Annotated in this window: 23 protein-coding genes and 2 rRNA genes; 12 read left to right on the forward strand and 13 right to left on the reverse strand. The window is 69.1% G+C overall.

Annotation, left to right across the window (positions count from 1 at the left end):
• The 3 genes from H293_RS0137345 to H293_RS0137355 form a co-directional block, all read left to right on the forward strand.
• Positions 1 to 175, forward strand: a 23S ribosomal RNA gene (locus tag H293_RS0137345); the annotation flags it as partial.
• A 70-nt stretch (positions 176 to 245) separates the two neighbouring features.
• Positions 246 to 362 (forward strand): 5S ribosomal RNA (gene rrf / locus H293_RS0137350).
• Positions 363 to 594: 232 nt separating this feature from the next.
• Positions 595 to 1,140, forward strand: coding sequence for a GNAT family N-acetyltransferase (locus H293_RS0137355; protein ID WP_020122906.1), 546 nt, complete (start codon positions 595 to 597; stop codon positions 1,138 to 1,140).
• Positions 1,141 to 1,579: 439 nt separating this feature from the next.
• On the opposite strand, the gene H293_RS0137360 is transcribed toward H293_RS0137355, so the two are convergent.
• The 8 genes from H293_RS0137360 to H293_RS0137395 form a co-directional block, all read right to left on the reverse strand.
• Positions 1,580 to 3,109 carry a type IV secretory system conjugative DNA transfer family protein gene (locus tag H293_RS0137360; protein ID WP_028808529.1) on the reverse strand — a complete coding sequence of 510 codons (1,530 nt, stop codon included), beginning with the start codon at positions 3,107 to 3,109 and terminating at the stop codon, positions 1,580 to 1,582.
• Between the two features lie 14 nt (positions 3,110 to 3,123).
• Positions 3,124 to 4,533, reverse strand: coding sequence for an ATP-binding protein (locus H293_RS0137365; RefSeq protein ID WP_020122908.1), 1,410 nt, complete (start codon positions 4,531 to 4,533; stop codon positions 3,124 to 3,126).
• A gap of 10 nt (positions 4,534 to 4,543) precedes the next feature.
• Positions 4,544 to 6,103, reverse strand: coding sequence for an SCO6880 family protein (locus H293_RS0137370; protein ID WP_020122909.1), 1,560 nt, complete (start codon positions 6,101 to 6,103; stop codon positions 4,544 to 4,546).
• Positions 6,100 to 7,428 (reverse strand): membrane protein, encoded by a 1,329-nt coding sequence (locus tag H293_RS0137375; RefSeq protein WP_020122910.1) that lies wholly within the window; start codon positions 7,426 to 7,428, stop codon positions 6,100 to 6,102. The genes H293_RS0137370 and H293_RS0137375 overlap by 4 nt, the downstream gene beginning before the upstream one ends.
• Positions 7,418 to 8,251 (reverse strand): DUF8175 domain-containg protein, encoded by an 834-nt coding sequence (locus H293_RS0137380; RefSeq protein WP_020122911.1) that lies wholly within the window; start codon positions 8,249 to 8,251, stop codon positions 7,418 to 7,420. The genes H293_RS0137375 and H293_RS0137380 overlap by 11 nt, the downstream gene beginning before the upstream one ends.
• Before the next feature lie 246 nt (positions 8,252 to 8,497).
• Entirely contained in the window at positions 8,498 to 8,806 is a 309-nt protein-coding gene (locus H293_RS0137385) for a hypothetical protein (RefSeq protein ID WP_020122912.1), read from the reverse strand.
• Positions 8,807 to 9,143: 337 nt separating this feature from the next.
• Positions 9,144 to 10,496 (reverse strand): S53 family peptidase, encoded by a 1,353-nt coding sequence (locus H293_RS0137390; protein WP_020122913.1) that lies wholly within the window; start codon positions 10,494 to 10,496, stop codon positions 9,144 to 9,146.
• 273 nt (positions 10,497 to 10,769) lie between these two features.
• Positions 10,770 to 11,387: a TetR/AcrR family transcriptional regulator gene (locus tag H293_RS0137395; protein WP_020122914.1), complete on the reverse strand. Its 618-nt coding sequence runs from the start codon at positions 11,385 to 11,387 to the stop codon at positions 10,770 to 10,772.
• A 71-nt stretch (positions 11,388 to 11,458) separates the two neighbouring features.
• Between H293_RS0137395 and H293_RS0137400 the strand changes: the two genes are divergently transcribed.
• Positions 11,459 to 12,373 carry an oxidoreductase gene (locus tag H293_RS0137400; RefSeq protein WP_020122915.1) on the forward strand — a complete coding sequence of 305 codons (915 nt, stop codon included), beginning with the start codon at positions 11,459 to 11,461 and terminating at the stop codon, positions 12,371 to 12,373.
• Between the two features lie 37 nt (positions 12,374 to 12,410).
• On the opposite strand, the gene H293_RS0137405 is transcribed toward H293_RS0137400, so the two are convergent.
• Positions 12,411 to 13,304 (reverse strand): alpha/beta fold hydrolase, encoded by an 894-nt coding sequence (locus H293_RS0137405; protein WP_020122916.1) that lies wholly within the window; start codon positions 13,302 to 13,304, stop codon positions 12,411 to 12,413.
• A 147-nt stretch (positions 13,305 to 13,451) separates the two neighbouring features.
• On the opposite strand from H293_RS0137405, the gene H293_RS0137410 reads away from it, so the two are divergent.
• The 3 genes from H293_RS0137410 (at position 13,452) to H293_RS0137420 (ending at position 16,126) form a co-directional block, all read left to right on the forward strand.
• The gene (locus tag H293_RS0137410) at positions 13,452 to 14,162 is read left to right on the forward strand and encodes a trypsin-like serine peptidase (protein ID WP_020122917.1); all 711 of its coding nucleotides are present in this window, start codon (positions 13,452 to 13,454) and stop codon (positions 14,160 to 14,162) included.
• An 88-nt stretch (positions 14,163 to 14,250) separates the two neighbouring features.
• On the forward strand, positions 14,251 to 15,258 hold the full coding sequence (locus H293_RS0137415) for a C40 family peptidase (protein WP_020122918.1): 1,008 nt from the start codon (positions 14,251 to 14,253) through the stop codon (positions 15,256 to 15,258).
• A 169-nt stretch (positions 15,259 to 15,427) separates the two neighbouring features.
• Positions 15,428 to 16,126: a phosphatase PAP2 family protein gene (locus tag H293_RS0137420; protein WP_020122919.1), complete on the forward strand. Its 699-nt coding sequence runs from the start codon at positions 15,428 to 15,430 to the stop codon at positions 16,124 to 16,126.
• 10 nt (positions 16,127 to 16,136) lie between these two features.
• Here H293_RS0137420 and H293_RS0137425 read toward each other — a convergent pair whose 3' ends face one another.
• A complete protein-coding gene (locus H293_RS0137425; protein WP_020122920.1) occupies positions 16,137 to 17,675 on the reverse strand; it encodes an FAD-binding oxidoreductase in 1,539 nt (512 codons plus the stop codon).
• Positions 17,676 to 17,972: 297 nt separating this feature from the next.
• Here H293_RS0137425 and pstS point away from each other — a divergent pair, with 297 nt between their 5' ends.
• The 4 genes from pstS to pstB all read left to right on the forward strand — a co-directional run bounded on the left by pstS (position 17,973) and on the right by pstB (position 22,116).
• Positions 17,973 to 19,097, forward strand: a complete 1,125-nt coding sequence (pstS, locus tag H293_RS0137430) for a phosphate ABC transporter substrate-binding protein PstS (RefSeq protein WP_020122921.1) — start codon at positions 17,973 to 17,975, stop codon at positions 19,095 to 19,097.
• Positions 19,098 to 19,215: 118 nt separating this feature from the next.
• Entirely contained in the window at positions 19,216 to 20,220 is a 1,005-nt protein-coding gene (gene pstC / locus H293_RS0137435) for a phosphate ABC transporter permease subunit PstC (RefSeq protein ID WP_020122922.1), read from the forward strand.
• Positions 20,217 to 21,275 (forward strand): phosphate ABC transporter permease PstA, encoded by a 1,059-nt coding sequence (gene pstA / locus H293_RS0137440; protein WP_020122923.1) that lies wholly within the window; start codon positions 20,217 to 20,219, stop codon positions 21,273 to 21,275. The genes pstC and pstA overlap by 4 nt, the downstream gene beginning before the upstream one ends.
• A 64-nt stretch (positions 21,276 to 21,339) precedes the next feature.
• A complete protein-coding gene (gene pstB / locus H293_RS0137445) occupies positions 21,340 to 22,116 on the forward strand; it encodes a phosphate ABC transporter ATP-binding protein PstB (protein ID WP_007383025.1) in 777 nt (258 codons plus the stop codon).
• A gap of 115 nt (positions 22,117 to 22,231) precedes the next feature.
• Here the strand turns inward: pstB and H293_RS0137450 are convergent, their stop codons facing one another.
• Both H293_RS0137450 and H293_RS0137455 read right to left on the reverse strand, forming a co-directional pair.
• The gene (locus H293_RS0137450) at positions 22,232 to 23,230 is read right to left on the reverse strand and encodes an inorganic phosphate transporter (RefSeq protein ID WP_020122924.1); all 999 of its coding nucleotides are present in this window, start codon (positions 23,228 to 23,230) and stop codon (positions 22,232 to 22,234) included.
• 8 nt (positions 23,231 to 23,238) lie between these two features.
• Positions 23,239 to 23,859, reverse strand: coding sequence for a DUF47 domain-containing protein (locus tag H293_RS0137455; protein ID WP_020122925.1), 621 nt, complete (start codon positions 23,857 to 23,859; stop codon positions 23,239 to 23,241).
• A gap of 212 nt (positions 23,860 to 24,071) precedes the next feature.
• Between H293_RS0137455 and H293_RS0137460 the strand changes: the two genes are divergently transcribed.
• Entirely contained in the window at positions 24,072 to 24,434 is a 363-nt protein-coding gene (locus H293_RS0137460; protein ID WP_028808530.1) for a metal-sensitive transcriptional regulator, read from the forward strand.
• A gap of 36 nt (positions 24,435 to 24,470) precedes the next feature.
• Here the strand turns inward: H293_RS0137460 and H293_RS59340 are convergent, their stop codons facing one another.
• Positions 24,471 to 24,647, reverse strand: coding sequence for a hypothetical protein (locus tag H293_RS59340; protein ID WP_020122926.1), 177 nt, complete (start codon positions 24,645 to 24,647; stop codon positions 24,471 to 24,473).
• Positions 24,648 to 24,735 lie beyond the last annotated feature (88 nt).

The raw sequence follows: 24,735 nt of genomic DNA on the forward strand, positions 1-24,735 counted from the left end.
CGTTCGGGAGGGATAACCGCTGAAAGCATCTAAGCGGGAAGCCTGCTTCGAGATGAGGACTCCCACCCCCTTGAGGGGTTAAGGCTCCCAGTAGACGACTGGGTTGATAGGCCGGATCTGGAAGCCCAGTAATGGGTGGAGGTGACCGGTACTAATAGGCCGAGGGCTTGTCCTCAGTTGCTCGCGTCCACTGTGTTAGTTCTGAGGCAACGACTGTGTCTTTTTCCGGTCGAACTTCATAGTGTTTCGGTGGTCATAGCGTGAGGGAAACGCCCGGTTACATTCCGAACCCGGAAGCTAAGCCTTACAGCGCCGATGGTACTGCAGGGGGGACCCTGTGGGAGAGTAGGACACCGCCGAACAAATTTTAAGAAAACCCCCGTGCCATTCGGCACGGGGGTTTTTCTATTTCACCCTGGCGACGGTGAGATGCTTAAGGACCGGTCGGCCGCCACGGTCCTGGCGCCGTAGCGTTTGGTGAGGTCCTTTGCCGTAATCATGCTTCGATGCTCGTGCGGACCGGGGCGGCGGGCGTCGGACCGTGGGCAGTATTCCAGGTGAGGCGGGTAGTACCCGAGTACTACTGTGGCCCGCATGAGCTACGTGATCAGATCCGTCCGCGCCGATGAGTGGCCCGCCGCGAAGGAGTTGCGGCTTGTGGCGCTCCAGGATCCGGTCGCGCCTCTCGCCTTCCTGGAGACCTATGAGGAGGCCGCGGCACGGCCCGACTCCTTCTGGCGAGAGCGGACGGCCAAGGGTGCCGACGGTGCGGACGGGGCGCAGACGGTCATCGCCGAGGCGCCGGACGGGCGCTGGGTCGGCACGGTGACCGTGCTGCTGGAGGAGCCCGGGACCACGGACTGGGCCGGGTTTCCGGTCGAGCGGAAGCAGGGGCATGTCGTCGGGGTGTTCGTGCGGCCCGAGGAGCGCGGGAACGGGCTCACCGATGTGCTGTTCGATGCCGCGGTGGAGTGGGCGTGGGCGCACGGTGCCGAGCGGGTGCGGCTGATCGTGCACGAGGACAACGGGCGGGCGCAGCGGTTCTACCGCAAGGCGGGATTCGAGCCCACGGGTGTCGTCGTGCCGCTGACGGCCGCTTCGGGGCAGTCCGAGTTGGAGTTCGCGCTGGAACGCGTCTGACTCCGCTCAGCGCCGAGCAGGCCGGAGCCCTCGTCGGCCGTCTGCTCGCGCTAGGGCGTTCCGTGCCCTCCGTCAGCGCGGACGACGCCACCGCCGCCGTTTGCGTCAGGCGTGGCAGCGGCACGCTCGTGCCGCCGGAGCCGCTTCCGGCGGGCCCGGGGACGGCTCGTGGGAGAGCGCGATCATGAGCAACTCAGTGACCTGTGCCGCGGGTTCGCCGCGGACGTGGGTGCGGCCGTCACCATCGACGCCGGCTCCTGGGCCGGCACCCGCTTCCCCGAAAGGAGCCGTGCCGGCCCACCTGCGAGAGCGTGGTTACGCGGGTGCTGTGACGGGCGGGGTGAGCCGGGCCGCGTCGGCCGCGGGGGCCACGGATGTCGTGCTGTTCACGGGCGCGAGCCAAGATGGTGTACGACTTCTGGGCTTCGACCTTTGAGCTCTACGCCGGGAGGTCCGCGTCCGGCCAGCGGGTGCGGGCCTGTTCGCGGGACCGGAGGAGGGCCAGGGTCGGCAGGCCGCGGTCCGCTCCGGTGGCCAGCAGCTCCGGGAGTTGGGGGAGCGGAGCGACGGCGGCGACGTCGTCCAGGACGAGCGTGAGTGGTGGGTCGAGGCGACCGGAGGATGACCGTTCGGCCATGCGCCGGCCACGCTCGACCACGCTTGAGGTGAGGGCCGTCAGCAGGGGCATCGCGCCCGGGTTGGTCCTGGGGTCCTCGATCGATTCACCGACCACATAAAGCGTGCCCCCTTCGTCGACGAAGGAATCCAAGGCGAGGGCATCATTTCGGTTGGGAGTGCATGCCTCGCGGATGTTGACCGTGAAGAGTGCGGAGAGCGCTCGGCTGGTCAACTCCTGGGCGATGTCACGGCGTTCGGGGTGCGCGGTGAGGGCGGCTTCGAGTTCGCCTGCGGAGCCGGGGGCCGCCTTGGGGTGGGTGCGGAGGGTTCTGACGGCGTCCTGGACCTGGGTGCCCTGGCACCAGCGGTGGACGTGGCGGATGGTGCGGGCCTCTATGGCCGCCGCGTGGAGGTAGCTGCGCAGGAGCGTTTCGGCTACGTCGGTGACGGCCTGGTCGATCTTTGCGGTGGGGCGGATGGGGGCGAGGAGGGCGCTGGCTCTGGCCTTGGCTGTCTCCTTGTGCTCGCAGCCGGCTGTGGGGGACCAGTGGAGGCGGGCCGGGGTGTCGCAGAGGTGGGTGGGGTCGTAGACGTGGACCGGGCCGAGTTTGGCTCTGGCGTCCTTGGTGTCGGACCAGAGGGCGGGGTTCGAGGTGACTACGAGGGCGGGGCCCTCCGCGTCTCTGATGGCCTGGGTGGCGGTGGGGTGGCGGGCTTCACGGGGGGCGTAGAGGATCGCGCCTTCGGCGCGTTGTGCTTCCCACCCGCCGACCCGTTCAACATTCGTCGTCGGGTGCGGGTGGCCCCCATGGGAGTGGAGCGCCGTCGTCGGCTGCGGCTGTCCGGCCGACGGCAGCAGCGGGTTGGTCAGCGGCACCGTGGCCGTCGGTTGTTGCTCCGCCGCCGGTCTGGGTGCCGGTACCTCGTGACGGGGTTCCGGGGCCGTAAGGCGTTCCCGTGTCGCCAGTTTCTCCGCTCGCGTCCGTGCGCGTACCGCCCGCCAGCGGGCCAGCGTCCCCATCACGAAGATCGTCAGGACGATGAGGATCAGCAGCTGGCCGATGAACAGGCCCCAGAGCAGGCCGTATCCGGCGAGCTGGCCGGCCGGGGTGTCGGGCCAGGCGCCGGGGATGTCCTGGGGGTGGCCGATGAGGTGGCGCATGGCCAGGGGGGTGCGGGTGAAGGTGACGCCCTGGGGCCAGTCGCCGTGGGTGAACAGGCCGGCGAGGCCCGTGGCCGACCAGACCAGCAGGGTCATGCCGAGGAGGAAGGCGAGTATGCCGACCAACAGCCCGTCCGGGATGCCTCCTTGGGCTCCCTGACCGCCCTGGTGGCGGTCGTCCGGTCTCACCACTGCCCGGCCTCCTACGCCACCGTCGACTCGGAGTCGCCCATGTGCTGTTCCACGAAGGCCGCCGCCCGCTCCTCCGCCTCCAGCTCGGCGGCGCGCAGGGCGTCGTCGGTGAGGTCGCTGGAGGACTCCGTCATCGCTCGGTCCGTGAAGACCAGGGGGCGTTCGGTCTCGGTGACCAGGTGTTTGACCACCTGGACATTGCCGTTGACGTCCCAGACGGCGATGCCGGGGCTGAGGGACGGGATGATCTCGACCGCCCAGCGGGGCAGGCCCAGGACGCGGCCCGTCGCTCGTGCCTCGTCGGCCTTCTGGGCGTAGATGGTACGGGTCGAGGCCATTTTCAGGATGGCTGCCGCTTCCTTCGCCGCCGCTCCGTCCACCACGTCGGACAGGTGGTGGACCACCGCCACGAAGGACAGGCCGAGCCGGCGGCCGAACTTCAGCAGGCGCTGGAAGAGCTGGGCCACGAACGGGCTGGCGATGATGTGCCAGGCCTCCTCGACCAGGAAGATGCGCTTCTTGCGGTCGGGGCGGATCCAGGTGTGTTCCAGCCATACACCGACGATCGCCATGAGGATGGGCATGGCGATGGAGTTGCGGTCGATGTGGGACAAATCGAAGACGATCAGCGGCGCGTCGAGGTCGATGCCGACCGTGGTCGGGCCGTCGAACATGCCCCGCAGGTCACCGTCGACCAGGCGGTCCAGGACCAGGGCGACATCGAGGCCCCACGCGCGGACGTCCTCTATGTCGACGTTCATCGCCTCGGCCGACTCGGGTTCGGGGTGCCGTAGCTGCTCGACGATGTCGGTGAGGATCGGCTGGCGTTCGACGATCGTCTCGTTGACGTAGGCGTGCGCGACCTTCAGCGCGAAGCCGGAGCGCTCGTCGAGGCCGTGGCCCATCGCGACCTCGATGATGGTCCGGAGCAGGGCGAGCTGCCCCGTCGTCGTGATCGCCGGGTCGAGCGGGTTGAGGCGGATCCCCATGTCCAGGGCGGCCATCGGGTCCAGGCGGATGGGAGTTATCCCCAACTCCTGCGCGATGAGGTTCCATTCGCCGACGCCGTCCTCGCCCTGGGCGTCGAGGACGACGACCTGGCGGTCACGGAAGCGCAGCTGCCGCAGGACGTACGTCTTCTCGAGCGCCGACTTGCCGTTGCCGGACTCGCCAAGGACCAGCCAGTGGGGTGCCGGCAGCTGCTGGCCGTAGAGCTGGAAAGGGTCGTAGATGTAGCCCTTGCCGGAGTACACCTCACGGCCGATGATCACGCCCGAGTCGCCGAGGCCGGGCGCGGCGGTCGGGAGGTAGACCGCCTGCGCCTGGCCGGTGGAGGTGCGGACCGGCAGGCGGGTCGTCTCGACCTTTCCGAAGAGGAAGGCCGCGAAGGCGTCGGAGAGGACGGACAGCGGATCCCGCATGCTTTTGCCCCTACCTTCGAATGCCGGTGGCGAACGGAAGTGTGTTCACAAAGGCGCGATGGTGCTCCCGGTCGCACCACTCCAGTTTCAGATACGACTTTCCGGCCGAGGCCCGGATGGTCCGCTTGTCGCGGGCCAGGGCCTCGGGGTTACGGGAGGAGACGGTGATGTAGCCGACCAGGTTGACCCCGGCCGCGCCGCTCGCGAGGTCCTCGCCGCGCTGGTCGAGCCGGTTGTGGGCGGCGATGTCGCGCGGGTCCACGGTCCGGTTCATCTTGGCGGCCCGGGAGGCCTCGGCGTCGTCGTTGGTCTTCTCGGTCAGCATGCGCTCGATGGCGATCTCGGTGGGTTCGAGGTCCATCGTGACGGCGACCGTGCGGATGACGTCCGGGGTGTGGACGAGGAGGGGGGCGAGGAAGTTGACGCCCACCGGGGTCATCGGCCACTCCTTCACCCAGGCCGTGGCGTGGCACCAGGGCGCGCGGGTGCTGGATTCCCTCGTCTTCGCTTGGAGGAAGGTCGGTTCCATGGCGTCGAGTTCGGCCGGCCAGGCGTTGCGCTTGGTCATCGCCTGGATGTGGTCGATGGGGTGGTCGGGGTCGTACATGGAGTGGATCAGCGAGGCCAGCCGGCCCTGGCCGAGGGGCTGGCGGACCCGGATGTCGGCCTCCTGGAGGCGGGAGCAGATGTCGGTCAGCTCGCGGGCCATGACGACCGCGAGGCCCGCGTCCTTGTCCAGCCTGCGGCCGGACTGGGGGCGGGCGGCGCGGGCCATCGCGTGGGCCTCCGCCGCCAGTTCACGGGTGTAGTGCATGCAGGCGACGAGATACGCGCGGTGCTGCTCGCTGCTGGTGGACACCATCGACTGGAGTTGATCGTACGACGTCTGCAGCCAGGGCAGCGCCTTGTCGTCCCCGCGCAGGGCGACGTCCTTGGCGTGGGCGTCGGGGTCGGCGGGGAGGGTGCGGGCGAGCATCTGGATGCGGGTGACGAAGCCGTCGCCGTTGGCCACGTGCTTGAGCAGGGTGCCGAAGCGGTCGACGAGGGCTTCCTGGTCCTCGGAGTCGCGCAGGCCGACGCCGGGGCCCTCGATCTCGATGGCGGCGGTGACGGTCCGGCGGTCCGCGTGGAGGAGTACGGCGATCTCGTCGGGCCCGAACGGGGCGGCGAGCCAGTTGATCCGGCCGATGCCCGGGGGCGGGCCGACCTCGACCTCGCGGCCGTCGACGTGGGTGCCGGCCTCCATCACGGAGGAGCGGTAGGTCGTGCCCTGGCGCAGGGTGCGCTTGTAACTGCGGTTGATCTCGAACCACTTGTAGAAGGTGCGGCGCTTGTACGGCACGTAGACCGCGGCCAGGGCGAGCAGCGGGAAGCCCGTCAGCAGGACGATGCGCAGGGACAGGACCGGGACGAGGAGCCCGCACATCATGCCGAGGAACGCGCCCACGATGATGAGCGCGATCTCGCCCGTCTCGCGGTTGCGGCCGACGATCGCGTTCGGCCGGGCGCGGCCGATCAGATATGTACGGCGGGGCGTGACCGTATGCGACACGTGGGACTCGGTCGTCAACGCCCGTCACCTCCTGTGCTGTTGCTGCCTGCGTTGCGGTTGCCGGCGTGCGGGGTGTTCACCGGGTTGCCCGTGCGGGGAGCGGGAGCGGCGGAGGGGACAGATCCGCCGCCTCCGTTCGGGGTGCGCGAGCTGTGGGCGGCGACTCCGCCGGACGCCGGGTTGCTCGGGCGGGCGCCCGAACCTCCGGAGGCCTGACCGTTGTTGTCGGCCCGGGAGCTGTGGGTCTTGATGCCCTGGGCGACCAGGGTGGCCGGGGAGCTGATGACCGCGGCGGCCTTGCCCTCGGCGTTCTGCATGATGCGGTTGTTGCGGGAGCCGGCGATCTCGTCGCCGAAGCCGGGGACGAAACGGTAGATCATCGCGCTGGCGAAGATGGCGAGCAGGATGATGGCGAGGCCGGAGACGACGGCGGAGAAGGCGTCGGGGCCGTCGTCGGAGGAGAGCGCGCCGGCGAGGCCGAGGACGATGACGATCACCGGTTTGACCAGGATGACGGCGATCATGATGCCGGCCCAGCGGCGGACGTGGCCCCAGAGGTTCTTGTCGACGAGGCCGGCGTAGACGACGGTGCCGAGGAGGGCGCCGACGTAGAGGAGGGCGGCGCGGATGACGAGCTCCAGCCAGAGGACTCCGGCGGCGAGGATGCTGACCAGGGAGACGACGATCAGCATGATGGGGCCGCCGCCGATGTCGTTGCCCTTCTCCAGGGCGCCGGAGAAGGTGCCGAAGAAGGTGTCTGTCTGGTCGCCGGTGGCCTTCGCGAGGACCTCTGAGACGCCGTCCGTGGCGGAGACGACGGTGTAGAGGATCAGGGGGGTGAAGGCGGACGCGAGCACGGTCAGCCAGAGGAACCCGATCGCCTCGCTGATGGCGGTGGTGAGGGGGACGCCTCGCACCGCGCGCTTGGCGACGGCCAGCAGCCACAGGAGAAGGGTGAGGATGGTGGATGCGGCGAAGACGACGGCGTACTGCTGGAGGAACTTCTGGTTGGTGAAGTCGACGTTCGCGGTCTCCTTCACGGCCTCGCTGAGCTTGCCGATGGTCCAGGCGGCGGCCTTGGCGCAGCTTTTGGCGAGGGAGGACATGGGGTCGAGGGTGGAGGTGGGGTCGTCGTTGATCGACCCGCCGCTCCGCTTGCTGTTGCGGTCGCTCTCGCACAGTTGCCGGGCGGTGCCGGTGATCAGGTCGCAGGCTTTGTCACTCGTGGAGGGGGACGGAGAGGGTGACGGGGCCGCGAAGGCCCGGGTCGCCAGGAGGACGGTCGCCGTCTGTACGGCTGTGACCGCCGCGGCTGTCTTGAGTACGTAGCGATTACCGCGCATAGGTGAACCCTCCGTACTCGTCAACGGCCTTCGCCATGTCGTCGGCGCTGGAGGCCGTGTCGTCGCCTGGGACGGGCGCCGGGCCTTCCTTCTGGGACTGTGTGACGACCTTCCAGTCGCCGGCCGCCCATTCGAGCTTCATGGTCACGGTGAACCAGCTGTTGGTGACGGGGTTGGTGGAGTTCTCGCCCGCCATGCCGAGCAGGCCGCTGCACCAGACCTCGACGGTCATGTTGTTCTGGGCGGACTCGGTGACCTTGGTGCCGATGGGATTCGTACGGGACACGAAGGTGTAGCCGGCGGGTGTGGAGCCGTCGTCGTTCAGGCCGACGTTCTTGCTGAAGGCAGGGGTGTAGGCGCTGTCCATGGCCGACTCGAACCCGGCCAGGCGCGCGGGGGCGACGATGGCCTGGAGCGTCGCGTCGCGCTCGGTTTTGTTGAACATGCCGACCGCACCCAACGCCACCGCGTAGTTCGCCGCCGCGCTCTGCGCCCCCTGGGCGTCGTGTGCGTAGCCCGTGGGGATGGTGCCCGGGGTGGACTGCACCGGCTTGGTGCCGGTGGGGGTGGTTGCGGAGGCGTCCGGCCGGCTGCCCGCGCCCTTCGCCGAGGAGGAGGAATCGTCTCCTCCGCGGTTCGCGAAGGCGATCGCGGCGATCAGGAGGACGACGACGCCGACGACGGTGACCAGGCTTCGGGAGGACGAGCGGCCGGTGCGGCGGGCGCCGCCGTACACGTCCGTGGTGCCGCCCGGCAGGTGTGTGCGGGTCTGGCCGGTGCCGCCGTATCCGCCGGAGCCCTCCTGGTCGTCTCCGAGACTCATGCCGCTTACGCCCCCTCGACGTGGTGCGGGAAAGTGCGGGTAAACGCGTACGAGTACGACGGTAGCCCCGCTGGTTCCCGCGCGGGCGCGGTGTGGTGACTCGGCATCAGAGTCATCGGAGTCATCGAGGAGATCGGAGACATCGGGGGGACGCAACCTCAGCCGGTGGGCACTGCGGACGGGTGGGGTAGAGGGGGTACCGGGCGCGCCCGGCCGGACCGGAGGTGCGTCGACCGGACGCGGCGGCTATACGGCCATGCCGTACACGATGGTGAAGAGCGTGCCCAGCGATCCGATGATGAAGACGCCGGTCAGGCCCGCGATGATGAGTCCCTTGCCCTGTTCCGCGCTGAAGGTGTCCCGCAGGGCGGTGGCGCCGATGCGCTGTTTGGCGGCGCCCCAGATGGCGATGCCGAGGCAGAGCAGGATGGCGACCGCCATGACGACCTGGATCAGCGTCTTCGCCTCGGTACCCAGTGCCCCGAAGGGGCCCCAGTCGGGAGCGATCCCGCCGATGATGGTGTTGATGTCTCCCTTGTCGGCCGCAAAGAGCATGTAAGTCACCGCCCCTGGTGGGTAGTTCCGTCTCCCCTGCGTGGGCGCAGAGGTCAGGCATCATTGTCGCCGACAATTCCGCCGTCGTATGTCGACTTGGCGTCATCGGTTGGCGAGTTTCGTACGAATGACTGTCTGGTCACTCTGTGTATCACGGCAGGTCACGCCGGGCAATGAGGCCTGAGCGGAACCTGTCGTGTGGTTCCGTCGTTGACCCCTCTTACGACCTGCGGCGCTTCTGGCACCGATGTTCCGCGGGTGAAGGCTAACCCGGAGGGCCCTGGGCATGACGAACGGGCCGCGGAAGGGGAGCCGCGGCCCGTTCGTTGACGGAGGGTCAGCCGGTGAAGGCGGTTACTCCTTCCGGGGTGCCCCAGCCGGTCGGGCCGTCGTAGCCCGAGGTGGCGGTGCAGAAGTAGCTCGTCGAGCAGGAGCCGTTGGTGCCCGACGTCACGTCGTTGAGGGCGGACGGGTGCGCGTAGGGGTACTTGGCCGGGTAGTCGCTGCTGCCCGGGGTGCCCGCGAGGGCGTAGACGGCGGCGATGATCGGGGCGGAGGCGCTGGTGCCGCCGTAGGTGTTCCAGCCCGTGCCGTCGGAGCCGTAGGAGTCGTAGACGGAGACGCCGGTGGCCGGGTCGGCGACGGCGGAGACGTCCGAAATCATGCGCTTGGTGCAGCCGGTGTCGGTCTGCCAGGAGGGCTTGGCGTCGTAGGTGGAGCAGCCCGAGCCCGTGCCCTCCGTGCTGCTGGTGTTCCAGACGCTCTCGGTCCAGCCTCGAGTGGTGGAGGACTTGGAGAGCGCGGTGCCGCCCACCGAGGTCACGTACTTGGAGGCGGCGGGGTACTCGGCGCCGTAGCCCTCGTCACCGGCGGAGACGGTGATGGCGACGCCGGGGTGGTTGAAGTACGAGGAGTCGTAGGAGGTGTCCGAGGAGGACTCGGAGCCGCCGTAGGAGTTGGAGACGAACTTGGCGCCCAGGGTGACGGCCTCGTTCACCGCCTTGCCCAGGTTGGCCATGGTGGCCGACTTGGCCTCCACGAGGAGGATCTTCGCGTTCGGGGCGATGGCGGAGACCATGTCGAGGTCGAGGGAGATCTCACCTGCCCAGCCGCTGTCGGCGGTGGGGAGGGAGGTCGTGGAGCCGGTCTGGGAGACCTTCTTGAAGCAGCCGTTGGCCGTGGTGCAGGCCGGCAGACCGTAGTAGGAGCGGTAAGTGGCCAGGTCGGCCGCCGCGTTGGGGTCGTCGTAGGCATCGACGATGGCGATGGTCTGGCCGGAGCCGTTGTTCGCGGCGGCGGAGGTCAGGCCGTAGGCGGACCGGAGGTCGCTCGGGCCGTAGCCGGTCGGGGTGGCGGAGGACGCCTTCGGGGAGACGGTCGCGGGGCTCGTGCCCTTCTTCGCCGCCTGCTCCAACTGGAAGGCGGTGGTGCCACCTGTCACGCGCAAGGCGTTGCAGGCGGCGTAGCCCTTCTTCGGAGTGGCGCCACACGCGCTCTCGTACGTCACGTGCGCCTTGGCGACAGCGGCCGCGATGGCCTTGCTGCTCACCTTGTGGGGGGTGGTCGCGGGGGCCGCGCCGGCGTGTGCGGCGGTGCCGAGGCCGGCGAGCAGCAGCGCGCCGGTGGCCGCGGCGACGGAGCCGTATCGACGCCATCTGCCGGATATGAGGGGGGTGGTGGGGGTGGACATACGCAACGTAAAGCCTCCAGGAAGTGGTTGCAGAGGCCTGCGGTGGGGGACCACCGGTGAGGTTCCCGGTGGGGGCGGCGACCCGCGACGACCATCCCTTTGTTGAGTACGTGACAACAAGACAGGCGACGGAATCCTGACTTCCGCCTTACCGAAGGGCGTTGGGGGATTGCTGATCAATGGCCGGCGGATGGGCGGGGGATGGTCACGGCTTGACCATCTACACGCGTCGCGCACAACTCCCGGTGCGTGCGGGCGGGTCGGCGCTGCCGGTCAGCGGGGCTTGAGGCCGTACAGCAGGTGATGGACCAGTCCCGGAACGGCGCCCATCGCGGCCTCGGTGGTGAACTTGCCGGTGACGGCGAAGGATGCCAGGCCGTGCAGGGCGCTGCCCACCACCAGGGTGAGGTGCTCGGGGTCGCCGTCGACGATCTCACCGCGCTGCTGGGCGGCGGCGACGGCCCGCTCCAGGGCGCCCACCGTGCGGTCGATCGCGGCGGCCATCTGCTCGGCGGCGTCGGGCTCGTGCTTGCGGGCGTACATCAGCTCAAGGAGCTCGGCGTTGTCGATGGCGAAGCCGAGATAGGCCCGGGCGAGGGTGGTGAGACGGTCCTGGAGGGCCAGTCCTGGGTCGTCGGCGGCTTCGAGCACCTCGGCCATGCGGTCGTAGCCGACCAGGGCGAGGGCGTTGAGCAGGGCCTGCTTGTCCTTGAAGTGCCGGCCGGGGGCCGCGTGGCTGACGCCGAGGTCGCGGGCGAGTTCACGCAGGGAGAGGGAGGCGGAGGTGCCCCTGTCGCGGAGGGTGCGCTCGGCGGCTTCGAGGAGGGCGGAGCGCAGGTCTCCGTGGTGGTAGGGGCGGGTCTCGGGCTTCTCGGCTGGCATGGACGCCATCGTATCCGGATGTAGTCGATGCCAGCTTTGTTGTCATTGACAGCATTGTTGGCGGCGCCTACATTCGGCGTATGGCTACGGACAGGCAGCAGAAGTGGAACGCGACCCGCCTCCCGGACCAGACCGGCCGCACGGCGGTGGTCACGGGGGCGAACAGCGGTATCGGACTCCGGGCCGCGCAGGCCCTGGCGGGGGCGGGCGCGCACGTCGTGTTCGCCGTACGGGACCCGGAGCGCGGCGAGGCGGCGGCCAGGACCGTGAACGGCAGCACGGAGGTCCGGCGGCTGGACCTGGCGGACCTGTCGTCGGTACGGGAGTTCGCGGCGGCCTGGGACCGCCCGCTGGACCTGCTGGTCAACAACGCGGGCGTGATGATGATCCCGCAGCAGCGGACGGCGGACGGCTTCGAGATGCAGTTCGGCACCAACCATCTGGGTCACTTCGCCCTGACGAACCTGCTGTTGCGGCATGTCACCGACCGGGTCGTCACGGTGTCCTCGGGCGCGCACCGCTGGGGCGACCAGCGGATCCACTTCGAGGACCTGGACAGGACGTCGGCCTACGACCCGAGGGGCGTCTACGGCCAGTCGAAGCTGGCGAACCTGCTGTTCGTGCTGGAACTCCAGCGGCGGCTCACGGAGGCGGGCTCCCGGGTCCGCGCCCTGGCCGCGCACCCCGGCTACTCGGCCACGAACCTCCAGAGCCATGCGGCGAGTTCGGCGGCACGGCTGTTCATGAGGTTCGGCAACAGGTTCCTGGCGCAGGACGACACGGCGGGCGCGCTGCCCACGCTGTACGCGGCGACGCAGGACCTGCCGGGGGCGAGCTATGTGGGACCGGACGGGCTCGGGGAGATGCGGGGCGCGCCCACGCTGGTGGGCCGGAGCGCGGCCGCGAGCGACCCCGCCGTGGCCCGGCGCCTGTGGACGGCGTCGGAGGAGCTGACGGGGACGCGTTTTCCCCAGGGTGTGGAGACGCGGGGCTGAGGTCCGGCCCAGTGGGCTCCGGCCCGGTACCTGAATCTCAGGGAGCCCAGGCCGGGTGGCCGGCCTTCTCCCAGAACGCGCGCAGTGCGCCCGCGAGAGCCTCCGGCGCCTCCTCGGCCATGTGGTGTCCCGAGTCGATCGGACCGCCCTCCAGGTGGCCGGACGCCCAGTCGCGCCAGACGGCCAGGACGTCGCCGTAGAGGTCGGCCATGTCGTCACGTGTGGCCCACAGGATCTGGAGCGGGCGGTCGATGCGCCTGCCGGCCCGCCGGTCGGCGTCGTCGTGCTCGCGGTCGACACCGAGGCCGGCCCGGTAGTCCTCGCACATGGCGTGCACGGTGGCCGGGTCGTGGATCGCCTGCCGGTAGTCCTCGTACGCCTCGGCGCCCATCTGCTCGGGCGTGGCCGTGTACCAGGCGTCGGGGTCGGCGTTGATGACGCGTTCGGCGGGCTTGGCGGTCTGGCCGAGGAAGAACCAGTGCCACCAGCTCGCGGCGAAGCCGGCGTCGCAGCGGCGCAGGGCCTCCCCGATGGGGATCGCGTCCAGCACGCTGACGGCGGACACCGCCTCGGGGTGGTCCAGGGCGAGGCGGGTGGCCACGTACGCGCCCCGGTCGTGCCCGACGACCGCGAACCGCTCGTGCCCGAGCCGGCGCATGACCGCGAGGCAGTCGCCGGCCATCGCCCGTTTGGAGTACGGCCGGTGTTCCGGGTCGGTCGCGGGCTTGTCGGAACGGCCGTAGCCGCGCAGATCGGGGCAGACGACGGTGTGGCCCGCCGCGGCCAGCAGCGGGGCGACACGGTGCCAGGTGGCATGCGTACGGGGGTGCCCGTGCAGGAGCAGCACGGCGGGTCCGCTGCCGCCGTGCCGCACGCGCAGCCGGACGCCGTCCTCGCCCTCGCACCGCTTCAGTTCGAATCCGTCGAACACGCCAGCCTCCCGGGCCCGGCCCCTGTCGTCGGGGCTCGGCTGCCCCGGGGCGCGGGATCCACACCCGCCCAGGGCCCTCGCGAAACCGCACCGTCGCGAAACCTCCGCTTGATGCGTTTCTCACCTTCGTGCGGAATGCTTTCTTCCGTGAAGCGCACGCCACGTCTCGCTCTCCACGCCGCCGCTGTCCTGCTCACCGTCACCTCCGCCTCAGAGGCGGCCGCCGACGACGGGGCGGGGCCCTTCGGGGTGACGACGGTCGCCGCGGCGAACTCGCCGACCGCCCGCGTGGGACCCCTGTTCAACGGCGGACAGCACCACTGCACCGCCTCCGTCGTCCGCAGCGCGCACCGGGACCTCCTCGTCACCGCCGCGCACTGTCTCGACGGCGACGACGACCTCGTGTTCGTGCCCGGATACCGGAACGGCAAGGCGCCGTACGGCAGATGGAAGGTGCGGACGCGGTACCTGCCCGAGGGGTGGTCCAAGGGGCAGGACGAGGACAGCGACGTCGCCTTCGCCACGGTGGAGGGGAAGGTCCAGGACGTCGTCGGCGGGAACGGTTTCGCGACCGGCACCGCCACCGGGGCCACCGCCGTCACCGTCATCGGGTACCCCTCCTCCCGTGACGTGCCGATCAGCTGCACCAACAAGCCGACCGTGCACAGCCGCACACAGCAGCGAATAGCGTGCCCCGACTTCACGGGGGGTACCAGCGGCAGTCCCTGGGTGAACGGGGACGGACAGGTCGTGGGGGTGGTGGGCGGCCACGAGGGGGGCGGGGCGACGCCCGACGTGTCGTACAGCGTGGTGCTCGGGGCAGAGGCCCGCGCGCTCCACCGTGACGCGGTCCGCTGATCTTTGCGCCGACCCCGCCGAGTACCCCGGTTTCCTTCGGGGAAGCTCCTAGACTGACCCGGGCGGACTCCCGGCGGGCGAGGGGCGGTTGACGGTGCGTAAGGCGTGGCTGGTGGCGGGCGCCGTTCTCGGGGCGGGGCTCAGCTTCGTGATGCTGCTCGTCGTGGGGGTCTACGTCGTCGCGGGCAACCTGGCCAACGGGGTCGGCGGGGCCACCAGGGCGCTGGCCAAGGGGGCCGTTCCGGCCGCGTACCAGCCCCTCGTGCAGAAGTGGGGCAACCTCTGCCCCGCGATCAACCCGGCCCTGCTCGCCGCCCAGCTCTACCAGGAGAGCGGATTCAACCCCAAGGCCCAGAGCGCCGCGGCGGCGCAGGGAATAGCGCAGTTCATTCCCGGGACCTGGGCCACGCACGGGGTCGACGGGGACGGGGACGGCGACAAGGACGTCTGGGATCCCAACGACGCGATTCCCTCGGCGGCTTCCTACGACTGCTCGCTCGCGTCCTATGTGAAGGACGTCCCGGGGAACATCACCGAGAACATGCTCGCCTCCTACAACGCGGGCGCGTACGCGGTCATCAAGTACGGGGGCGTGCCGCCGTACAAGGAAACCCAGAACTACGTGAAGACCATCACGACGCTGGAGGAGAGTTTCGCGGCGCCCGTGAGCCGGGTCGATCCCTCCCAGCAGGCCGCCGGTGCCATCTACTACGCGCAGAAGAAGCTCGGGACGCCTTATCTGTGGGGCGGAACCGGTACCGCGGCGCAGAACGGGCGCTTCGACTGTTCGGGGCTGACGCAGGCCTCGTACGAGAGTGTCGGCATCACGCTGCCGCGCGTCGCGAACGATCAGTACAACGCGGGCCCGCATCCGGCCAGAAGTGAACTGTTGCCGGGGGACCTGGTGTTCTTCTCCAAGGACCCGACAAATTCGCGTGCCATCCATCATGTGGGGATTTATGTGGGCGGCGGATACATGATCGACGCACCGAGAACAGGTGCTGTGATCCGGTTCGACCCGATCGACACTTCTGAGTACTTCGGCGCCACCCGGGTCACCGAAGATGGCGCGAAAGCGTTGCCCACCACGGTGTGACCGAGCGTGAAACCCACCCCCTGAGCTGCGGCGATGTATCTCTCTTCGATAACGTCTGCGTGATCATTCAGTGGAGTGTGGAACGTATTAACGGGAGCCGTGCGTTCCTGGGGGCGTAGCCGAGCGCACATGGGTACGCCGGGAAAGACGACGAAGGGGCCGCAGCACCATGGCTGTTCTCGCCGAATCCGGGTCGAACCCCGACGTCGACCTGCTCTACGACATCAACGGCCTGGCCAAGGACGCACCGCACTGGTTCGACCGGGTCATGGAGTACGTCGGGGAGTACGGCATCCTGCTCGGAATGGTGCTGCTCATCCTCTGGTGCTGGTGGGCCGGGCGCCGGCGCGGGGGCGAGGACGCCGCGTCCTCCGTGGCCGCGCTGGTGTGGGCGCCGCTCGCCGCCGCGCTGGCCGTGCTGGTGAACGTGCCCATAAGGGGGTTCGTCGAGCGGCCCCGGCCGTTCCGGACCCATGAGGGGCTTGAGGTCCTGGTCTCCGGGAAGACCGACTACTCCTTCGTGAGCGACCACGCGACGATCACCATGGCGATGGCCGTCGGGCTGTTCGTGGCCAACCGGAAGTTCGGGCTCGTCGGAATCGCGCTGGCGCTGCTCGAAGGCTTCTGCCGGGTCTACATGGGAGTGCACTATCCGACCGACGTCATCGGCGGGTTCGCGCTCGGAACGGCCGTGGCCCTGCTGTTGTCGCCGCTCGCCATGGCCCTTCTGACGCCGCTGCTGAAGGCCGTCGAACGCTCCTCGAAAGGCGCGTGGCTGATTCGCGCGCGCGGGGCCGGGCGGGGGGCCTCGGTGATCCCCGGAGCCCGGCAGGACGCCGCGGCCTCCGAGCGGGACCTCGCCGCGTAGCGGGGAACGGCTACAGCGCCTGCGGGAACGTGAAGAACCCCTGCGGGTCGTACTCCTTCTTCACCTTGGCGAGCTTGGTCGCCGCTTCGCCGTAATAAGCCTTCCGCCAGTCCCTCAGCGTCGGGTCCGTGTAGTTCTGGTAGGCCGCTCCCGAGGCGTACGGCTTCATCGCGTCGTGGGCTCCCGTCAGCCAGGACTGGACCGCCGTGCCCGTCGTGCCCGCCCGCCAGGACCCTATGTACTGCGCCAGCATGCGGGAGCGGCGGTGGACGAAGGCCGTGGCCGTGGGCGAGACGCGGTTGACCGCGCCGCCGAGGGCGGTCAGGGCGATGCTGCCCGAGCCGCCCCGGACCGCGGCGACCTGCCTCAGGAGGGTCTGGATGCCGGCCGCGGACAGCGAGCGGTCGAAGAAGTCGGAGTGGGCCGCGTAGGTCTCCCGGCCGAGGGCGCCCTGCGGGTTGCGGTTCGGGGTGGAGCCGGGCAGGTGGCACTTGGCGTCCGTGGAGAAGGACGAGCAGCCCGCGTACGCCTCCATCGCGCTCTCGTAGGAGTGCCGCCGGAGGCTGACGCTGCGGGCCGGTGAGCCGATCCGGTCGGCCAGGCGGTCGAGCGCGTTCTGGAGTTCGCCGTAGGTGCCCATGGAGAAGGCCGCGACCGCCACCGAGGGCGAGCCGCCGTTCTCCAGGTGGCAGGAGGACCAGATCTCGTCGGGCTGGCCGGGACCCCACTCCTGCCAGGCCTTCACCACGGCGGCGGCCTTGGACCACGGCCAGGTCGCGTACGCGGTCACGCCCTGCGGGGCCGGGTGGGTCTTGAAGTGCAGTTCGGTCACCACGCCGAAGTTGCCGTTGCCCGCGCCGCGCAGGGCCCAGAAGAGGTCCGTGTTCGTGGTGGCGCTCGCGGTGAGCTGCTTGCCGTCGGCCGTGATCAGGGTGGCCTGGGTGAGGCTGTCGCAGGTGAGCCCGTAGGCCCGGGAGGCCACGCCGTGACCCCCGCCGAGCACCAGGCCGGAGACGCCCACGGTCGGGCAGGAGCCCGCCGGGATCGTCACGCCCTTCGCGGTGAGGGCCCGGTAGACGTCGATCAGCTTGGCACCGGCGCCGACCACGGCGGTGCCGCCCGAGGCGCGGACGCGGTTCAGCTTCGAGACATCGACGATCAGCCGGTTGTTTCCCGAGGACCAGCCGGCGTAGGAGTGGCCGCCGTTGCGGATCGCCACCCGCACGCCGTGGGCGCGGGCGTAGGCGAGCGTGGTGCGGATGTCGTCGGCGTGCGCCACGTACGCCACCGCCGCGGGCTGCAGCGAGTCGAAGCGGGTGTTGTAGAGCTGCCGCGCCGTCGCCCAGTTCGCCTCGCCGGGGCGGACCAGGGGGCCGTCCAGGTCGTGGGCGAGGGCGGTCCAGTTCGCGGAGGTGGCGGGCGTACGGGAGGATAGAGACCTGCCGACGGTGCTCTGCGTGGCGTCGGCGCTGCTTCCGCTGTCGCACGCGGTCGTGGCCACTGCTGTGATCGCGGCCGCGCCGGCCCCGATGAACGTACGCCGTTCCATGTGTCCTTGCCTTCCGTCGGCCTCGTCGGCTTCCGTGGAACGAGACGGGACTGTGGGGGTGAGGGTTCCCGGGTGGGTTCCGGAATCACACTGTGCCCTCGATGTAAGCGTTCCGTGACCTCACCGCACCTTCTGCAGGGGTTCACCCTGCGTTCACTTCCGGCCATAAACGCCTTCACCTGATCTGCCTAATTTCGGCCTTACGCGATGCGTGGTGTGCCTCGAACGCGCATCCGCGTCACCCAGACTTCGCGCACGCCGCCGGATTCAGGACGGCGGCTCCCGGAAGGAACTCAAGTGAAGCTTCAGCGCAAGAACCGGCGGGCCCTCGCCTTCGGTGCTCTCGCCGTCTCCGGCGCCCTGGCCCTCACGGCGTGCGGCTCCGACGACACGAGCGGTGGCAGCGGCAGCAGCGCGTCCGCCACGGCCGCCGCGGGCAACATCAAGTGTGACGACGCCAAGGGCCAGCTCCTCGCCGACGGCTCCTCCGCGCAGAAGAACGCGATCGACGCCTGGGTCAAGCAGTTCACGCAGGCCTGTGGCGTGCAGATCAACTACAAGGGCGGCGGTTCCGGCGCGGGCGTCACCGCGTTCAACAACGGCCAGGTCGCCTTCGCGGGTTCCGACTCCGCGCTGAAGCCCGAAGAGGTCACGGCCTCCAAGAAGGTCTGCTCCGGCGGCCAGGGCATCGACCTCCCGATGGTCGGCGGCCCGATCGCCCTCGGCATCAACATCTCCGGTGTCGACAAGCTCACGCTGGACGCGCCGACCATCGCCAAGATCTTCAACGCCAAGATCTCCAAGTGGAACGACCCGGCGATCGCCAAGCTGAACCCGGGCGTGAAGCTGCCGGACCTGAAGATCCAGGCGTTCCACCGCTCGGACGACTCCGGCACCACGGACAACTTCACCAAGTACCTGATCGCCACCGCCAAGAGCGACTGGCCCTACGAGCACGGCAAGACCTGGGTGGCCAAGGGCGGCCAGTCCGCCGCGCAGTCCTCCGGTGTCGCCCAGCAGGTGAAGCAGACCAACGGCGCCATCGGCTACTTCGAGCTCTCCTACGCCAAGGACGGCATCACGCCGGTCAGCATCGACACCGGTGCCTCCGCCGCGGTCCCGCCCACCGTCGAGAACGCCACCAAGGCCATCGCGGACGCCAAGGTCGTCGGCACCGGCTCCGACCTGGCGCTGGAGCTCAACTACGGGACCAAGGCCGACGGCGCCTACCCGATGGTCCTCGTCACGTACGAGATCGTCTGCGACAAGGGCAACAAGGCCGACACCCTGGCCGCCACCAAGGCGTTCCTGCGCTACACCGCCTCCGAGGACGGCCAGAAGGTCCTCGCGGACAACGACTACGCCCCGATCCCCGACGACATCATCGCCAAGGTTCGCACCACCATCGAGAGCCTGAGCTGACCTGAGTGTGCGGTCCGGCCCGAGCTCCCCGTCGAGGGTGCCGGTCCGGACCGCACCGTCCGGTGCACCGCCGCCAGGAGCCGCACCTCGCGTGGGGCTCAGCAGACCGGAGAACCCGATGGACACCACACAGATAACAGACGCACCTCCCCCCGCACCCCACATCCCCGCGCCCGAGCAGAAGCGCGCGGCCCGTGGCGCCACCCGTCCCGGTGACCGGATCTTCCTCGGTCTGTCCCGCGGGTCGGGCATCCTGCTCCTGGTGATCATGGCCGCCATCGCCGGCTTCCTCACCTACCGCGCCTCGATCGCGATCAGCAAGGACGAGGCGGACTTCTTCACCACGTTCGAGTGGAACACCCAGCTCATCCCGCCGAAGTTCGGCATCGCGGTCCTGGTCTTCGGCACGATCGTCTCCTCGATCATCGCCATGGTCATCGCGGTCCCGATCGCGGTCGCCATCGCGCTGTTCCTCACGCACTACGCCCCGCGCAGGCTGAGCGGCCCGATCTCATACGTGATCGACCTGCTCGCCGCCGTGCCGTCCATCGTGTACGGCCTCTGGGGCGCCCTGATCCTCGTACCGCACATGAACGGCCTCTACGGCTGGCTCAACGACTACCTCGGCTGGACCGGCATCTTCTCCTGGCAGGGCGGGGCACCCCGGTCGATGCTCACCGTCGGCATCCTGCTGGCCATCATGATCCTGCCGATCATCACCAACGTGAGCCGCGAGGTCTTCCGCCAGGTCCCGCAGATGCACGAAGAGGCGGCCCTGGCGCTCGGCGCCACCCGCTGGGAGGTCATCCGCATGGCGGTGATCCCCTTCGGCCGCTCCGGTGTGATCTCCGCCTCGATGCTCGGCCTCGGCCGCGCGCTCGGCGAGACCATGGCCGTGGCCACCGTGCTCTCCCCGACCTTCGACATCCAGGCCAGCCTGCTCGACCCGGGCGGCGGCACCTTCGCCCAGAACATCGCCAGCAAGTTCGGTGAGGCCAGCGAGCTGGGCCGGGACGCGCTGATCGCCTCCGGTCTCGTCCTGTTCGTCATCACCCTGCTGGTCAACGGCGCGGCCCGCATGATCATCGCGCGTCGCAAGGAGTACTCGGGGGCCAACGCATGAGCACCGCAATCGCCGAGAAGCGCCCCAGCACCCTGCGCGGCGCCAGCCTCCCCAAGTGGGCCCCGTACGCCATCGCCGCCGGCTCCGTCGCCCTCGGCCTCGGCATCAGCGCGGCGGCAGGCCTGAACAGCAGCATCCAGTGGGCCCTGATGGCCGGGGTCCTGTTCGTCCTCGGCACGTACGTCATCGCGGCCCGCGTGGAGGGCCGCCGCCAGGCCAAGGACCGGGTCGCGACGGCTCTGGTCTGGGTCGCCTTCCTCCTCGCGGTCGTCCCGCTGGTCTCCCTGGTGTGGTCGACGGTCTCGCGCGGTGTGAAGGTCCTCGACTTCTACTTCCTGACCCACTCGATGGGCCTGATCTCGGACTCCGAGCCGGGCGGCGGTATCTACCACGCCATCCTCGGCAGCCTGGAGCAGGTCGCCCTCGCCACCCTGATCGCGGCGCCGATCGGTGTGCTCACCGCGATCTACCTGGTCGAGTACGGGCGCGGAAACCTCGCCAAGGCCGTCACGTTCTTCGTCGACGTCATGACGGGCATCCCGTCGATCGTCGCGGGTCTGTTCATCCTCTCGATCATGCTGATGTTCGACATGCAGCCCTTCGGCTTCGCCGGGTCGCTCGCCCTGGCCATCCTGATGATGCCGGTCGTCGTCCGCTCCACGGAGGAGATGCTCAAGCTCGTCCCGAACGAGCTGCGCGAGGCGTCCCTGGCACTGGGCATCCCGAAGTGGCGGACCATCCTGAAGGTGGTCCTGCCGACCTCCATCGGCGGCATCACCACGGGCATCATGCTGGCGATCGCCCGTATCGCGGGCGAGACCGCGCCGGTGCTGCTCCTGGTCTGGGGCAACTCGATCATCAACGCCAACCCCTTCGAGGGTGCGCAGCAGTCGCTTCCGCTGTACATCTATCAGCAGTACGCGAACAGCGCGGGCGCCGGTGCGGCGTACGACCGTGCGTGGGCGGCGTCCCTGACGCTGATCGCCTTCGTGATGATCCTGAATCTGGTGGCTCGCGGCATCGCCCGCTGGAAGGCCCCGAAGACCGGTCGCTAAGGCGACAATTTCCGGCTCCGCCGGGCGTGACCCCCTCAGCGACTGATCTGGAAGTGAAGAAGACATGGCCAAGCGAATCGACGTAAGCGGGCTCACCGCCTACTACGGCTCCCACAAGGCGATCGAAGACATCTCGATGACCGTCGAGCCCCGCTCGGTGACGGCCTTCATCGGCCCCTCCGGCTGCGGCAAGTCGACGTTCCTGCGCACGCTCAACCGGATGCACGAGGTCACCTCGGGCGGCCGGGTCGAGGGCAAGGTGCTCCTCGACGACGAGGACCTGTACGGCCAGGGCATCGACCCCGTGTCCGTCCGCCGCGAGGTGGGCATGGTCTTCCAGCGCCCGAATCCGTTCCCCACGATGTCGATCTTCGACAACGTGGCGGCGGGCCTGCGCCTGAACGGCTCGTACAAGAAGTCGGAACTGTCGGACGTCGTCGAGAAGTCCCTCAAGGGCGCGAACCTCTGGAACGAGGTCAAGGACCGGCTGAACAAGCCGGGTTCGGGTCTCTCCGGTGGTCAGCAGCAGCGTCTGTGCATCGCCCGCGCGATCGCGGTGGAGCCCAAGGTCCTGCTCATGGACGAGCCCTGCTCGGCCCTGGACCCGATCTCCACGCTCGCCATCGAGGACCTGATCGGTGAGCTGAAGGAGCGCTTCACGATCGTCATCGTGACGCACAACATGCAGCAGGCGGCCCGGGTCTCGGACCGTACGGCCTTCTTCAACCTGGCCGCGGTCGGGCAGCCCGGCAAGCTGATCGAGATCGACGAGACGGAGCGGATCTTCTCCAACCCGTCGGTCCAGGCCACCGAGGACTACATCTCGGGCCGCTTCGGCTGAGCCGTATCCCCTGAAGACCCCTCGCGGTGCTGCATGGCGGTGCCACCGCGAGGACACAGAGGGCCCGCCCCCGGATTCCGGGGGCGGGCCCGTTGTCGTACACCCGGCCGGGCGCCTACAGGAACAGCAGGTTCACGATGCCGAAGCAGCAGGCCGCCACGATCGCCGCCGCCGGCATGGTGATGAACCAGCCGAGGACGATGTTCTTGGCGACGCCCCAGCGGACCGCGTTGACGCGCTTGGTGGCCCCGACGCCCATGATCGCCGAGGTGATGACATGGGTCGTCGACACCGGCGCCTTGAACAGGTACGCGGTGGTGAACATGATCGCCGCGCCGGTCGTCTCGGCGGCGAAGCCCTGCGGCGGATCGAGCTCGATGATCTTCCGGCCCAGCGTGCGCATGATGCGCCAGCCACCCGCGTACGTGCCCAGCGACAGCATCACCGCGCAGGCGATCTTCACCCAGACCGGGATCGGGTCGCCGTAGGTCTCGTGGCCGGAGATCACCAGGGCCATCACCACGACACCCATGGTCTTCTGGGCGTCCTGGAGGCCGTGTCCGAGGGCCATGCCGGCCGCGGACACGGTCTGCGCTATCCGGAAACCGCGCTTGGCCTTGTGCGGGTTGGCCCGCCGGAAGAGCCACATGATCGCCGTCATCACCAGGTAACCGGCGACCAGACCGACGACCGGTGAGAGGAACATCGGGATGACGACCTTGTCGAGCACGCCGTTCCAGATCACCTCGGTGCCGCCCGCGAGCGCGGCTCCCACCAGGCCGCCGAACAGCGCGTGCGAGGACGAGGAGGGCAGTCCGAAGTACCAGGTGACGAGGTTCCACACGATCGCGCCGACCAGGGCGGAGAAGAGGATTCCCATCCCCTTGGAGCCCTCCGGCGCGTCGATCAAGCCCTCACTGACGGTCTTGGCGACCCCGGAGCCGAGAAAGGCTCCCGCCAGGTTCATGACCGCCGCCATCGCCAGTGCGGCGCGCGGCGTCAGCGCCCGTGTCGACACCGAGGTCGCGATCGCGTTCGCCGAGTCGTGGAAGCCGTTCGTGTACGTGAAGAAGAGCGCGACCAGGATGGTCACGACCAGAGCGAAGGTGTCCATGGAGGGGTTCAGGACTCCTTGACGGCGATGGTCTCCACCGTGTTCGCCACGTGCTCGAACGCGTCCGCGGCCTCTTCGAGGACGTCCACGATCTGCTTGAGCTTGAGGACCTCGATGGCCTCGTACTTGCCGTTGAACAGCATGGCGAGCAGCTTGCGGTGGATCTGGTCCGCCTGGTTCTCCAGCCGGTTGACCTCGATCCAGTACTCGGTGAGGTTGTCCATGGTCCGCAGGTTCGGCATGGCCTCGGCCGTGAGTTCGGCGGCCCGCGCGAGCACCTCGACCTGCTGCTCGACGCCCTTGGGGAGCTCCTCGACGTTGTAGAGGACGACCAGGTCGACGGCCTCCTCCATGAAGTCCATGATGTCGTCGAGGGAGGACGCCAGGTTGTAGATGTCCTCGCGGTCGAACGGCGTGATGAACGAGGAGTTCAACTGGTGGAAGATCGCGTGGGTGGCGTCGTCACCGGCGTGTTCCGCGGCCCGCATACGCTCTGCGATCTCGGCCCGGCCGGCGGTGTCCGCCCCGAGCAGTTCCATCAGGAGCTTCGAGCCCGTGACGATGTTGTCCGCGGAGGCGGCGAACATGTCGTAGAAGCTCGTCTCCCTGGGGGTCAGACGAAAGCGCACAAGGGGTCCTCGGGGTGCATCGGTTTCGGTCAGGGTGATGCTAAGTGCATCATCCGGCCACGGCTAATGGGCCGTCCCCCAGTGTCGCCCATCGGGCACAGTGGTTGGCACGGGGGCCGTCCGCAGGCCCTATACCCGGGAAACTTCGGTACGATATACCCAGGAGGGGTATGTGATTCCCTCAGGGTTGTGGCCGTGATGTGGAGGACGCGATGACGACGACCGAGGCCGGCGCCACGGCGCCCTCCGAGACAGTGGCGGAAACCAGCCCCCACGAGACCCACGAGCCCACCACGCACGGCTACCACAAGCAGAAGGACGAACACCTCAAGCGCCTGCGCCGGATCGAGGGCCAGATCCGGGGCCTGCAGCGGATGGTCGACGAGGACGTCTACTGCATCGACATACTCACGCAGGTGTCCGCCTCCACCAAGGCCCTGCAGTCCTTCGCGCTGCAGCTCCTGGAGGAACACCTGCGGCACTGCGTCGCCGATGCGGCCGTCAAGGGCGGCGCCGAGATCGACGCGAAGGTCGAGGAGGCGACGAAGGCCATCGGCCGTCTGCTGCGGACGTGATCCGGCCTTCCCCGCGACGGAACAGGCGCCCCCGGCTCACCGGCCGGGGGCGTCCGCGCGTTCCTCGGCCACTTTCAGCACCTCGTCGATGCTCTCCAGGCTGAGCCGGTCGTCGGCGGCCGACGCCGCGATGATCAGCTCTCCGCACAGTTCGATCTCGGCGAGGGCCACGTGGTCCTGAACCGCCGTACCGCCGACCGGAGCCACGCGCATCACCTCTTCTCTGCCGTTACCGACTTCCTAGAGTAGGGAGCGGCGTACGCACCGCGCATGGCACGGACGGGCTAGTTCTTGACACCCG

Source organism: Streptomyces canus 299MFChir4.1, from assembly GCF_000383615.1.
In the GTDB taxonomy this organism is placed as follows: domain Bacteria; phylum Actinomycetota; class Actinomycetes; order Streptomycetales; family Streptomycetaceae; genus Streptomyces; species Streptomyces canus_C.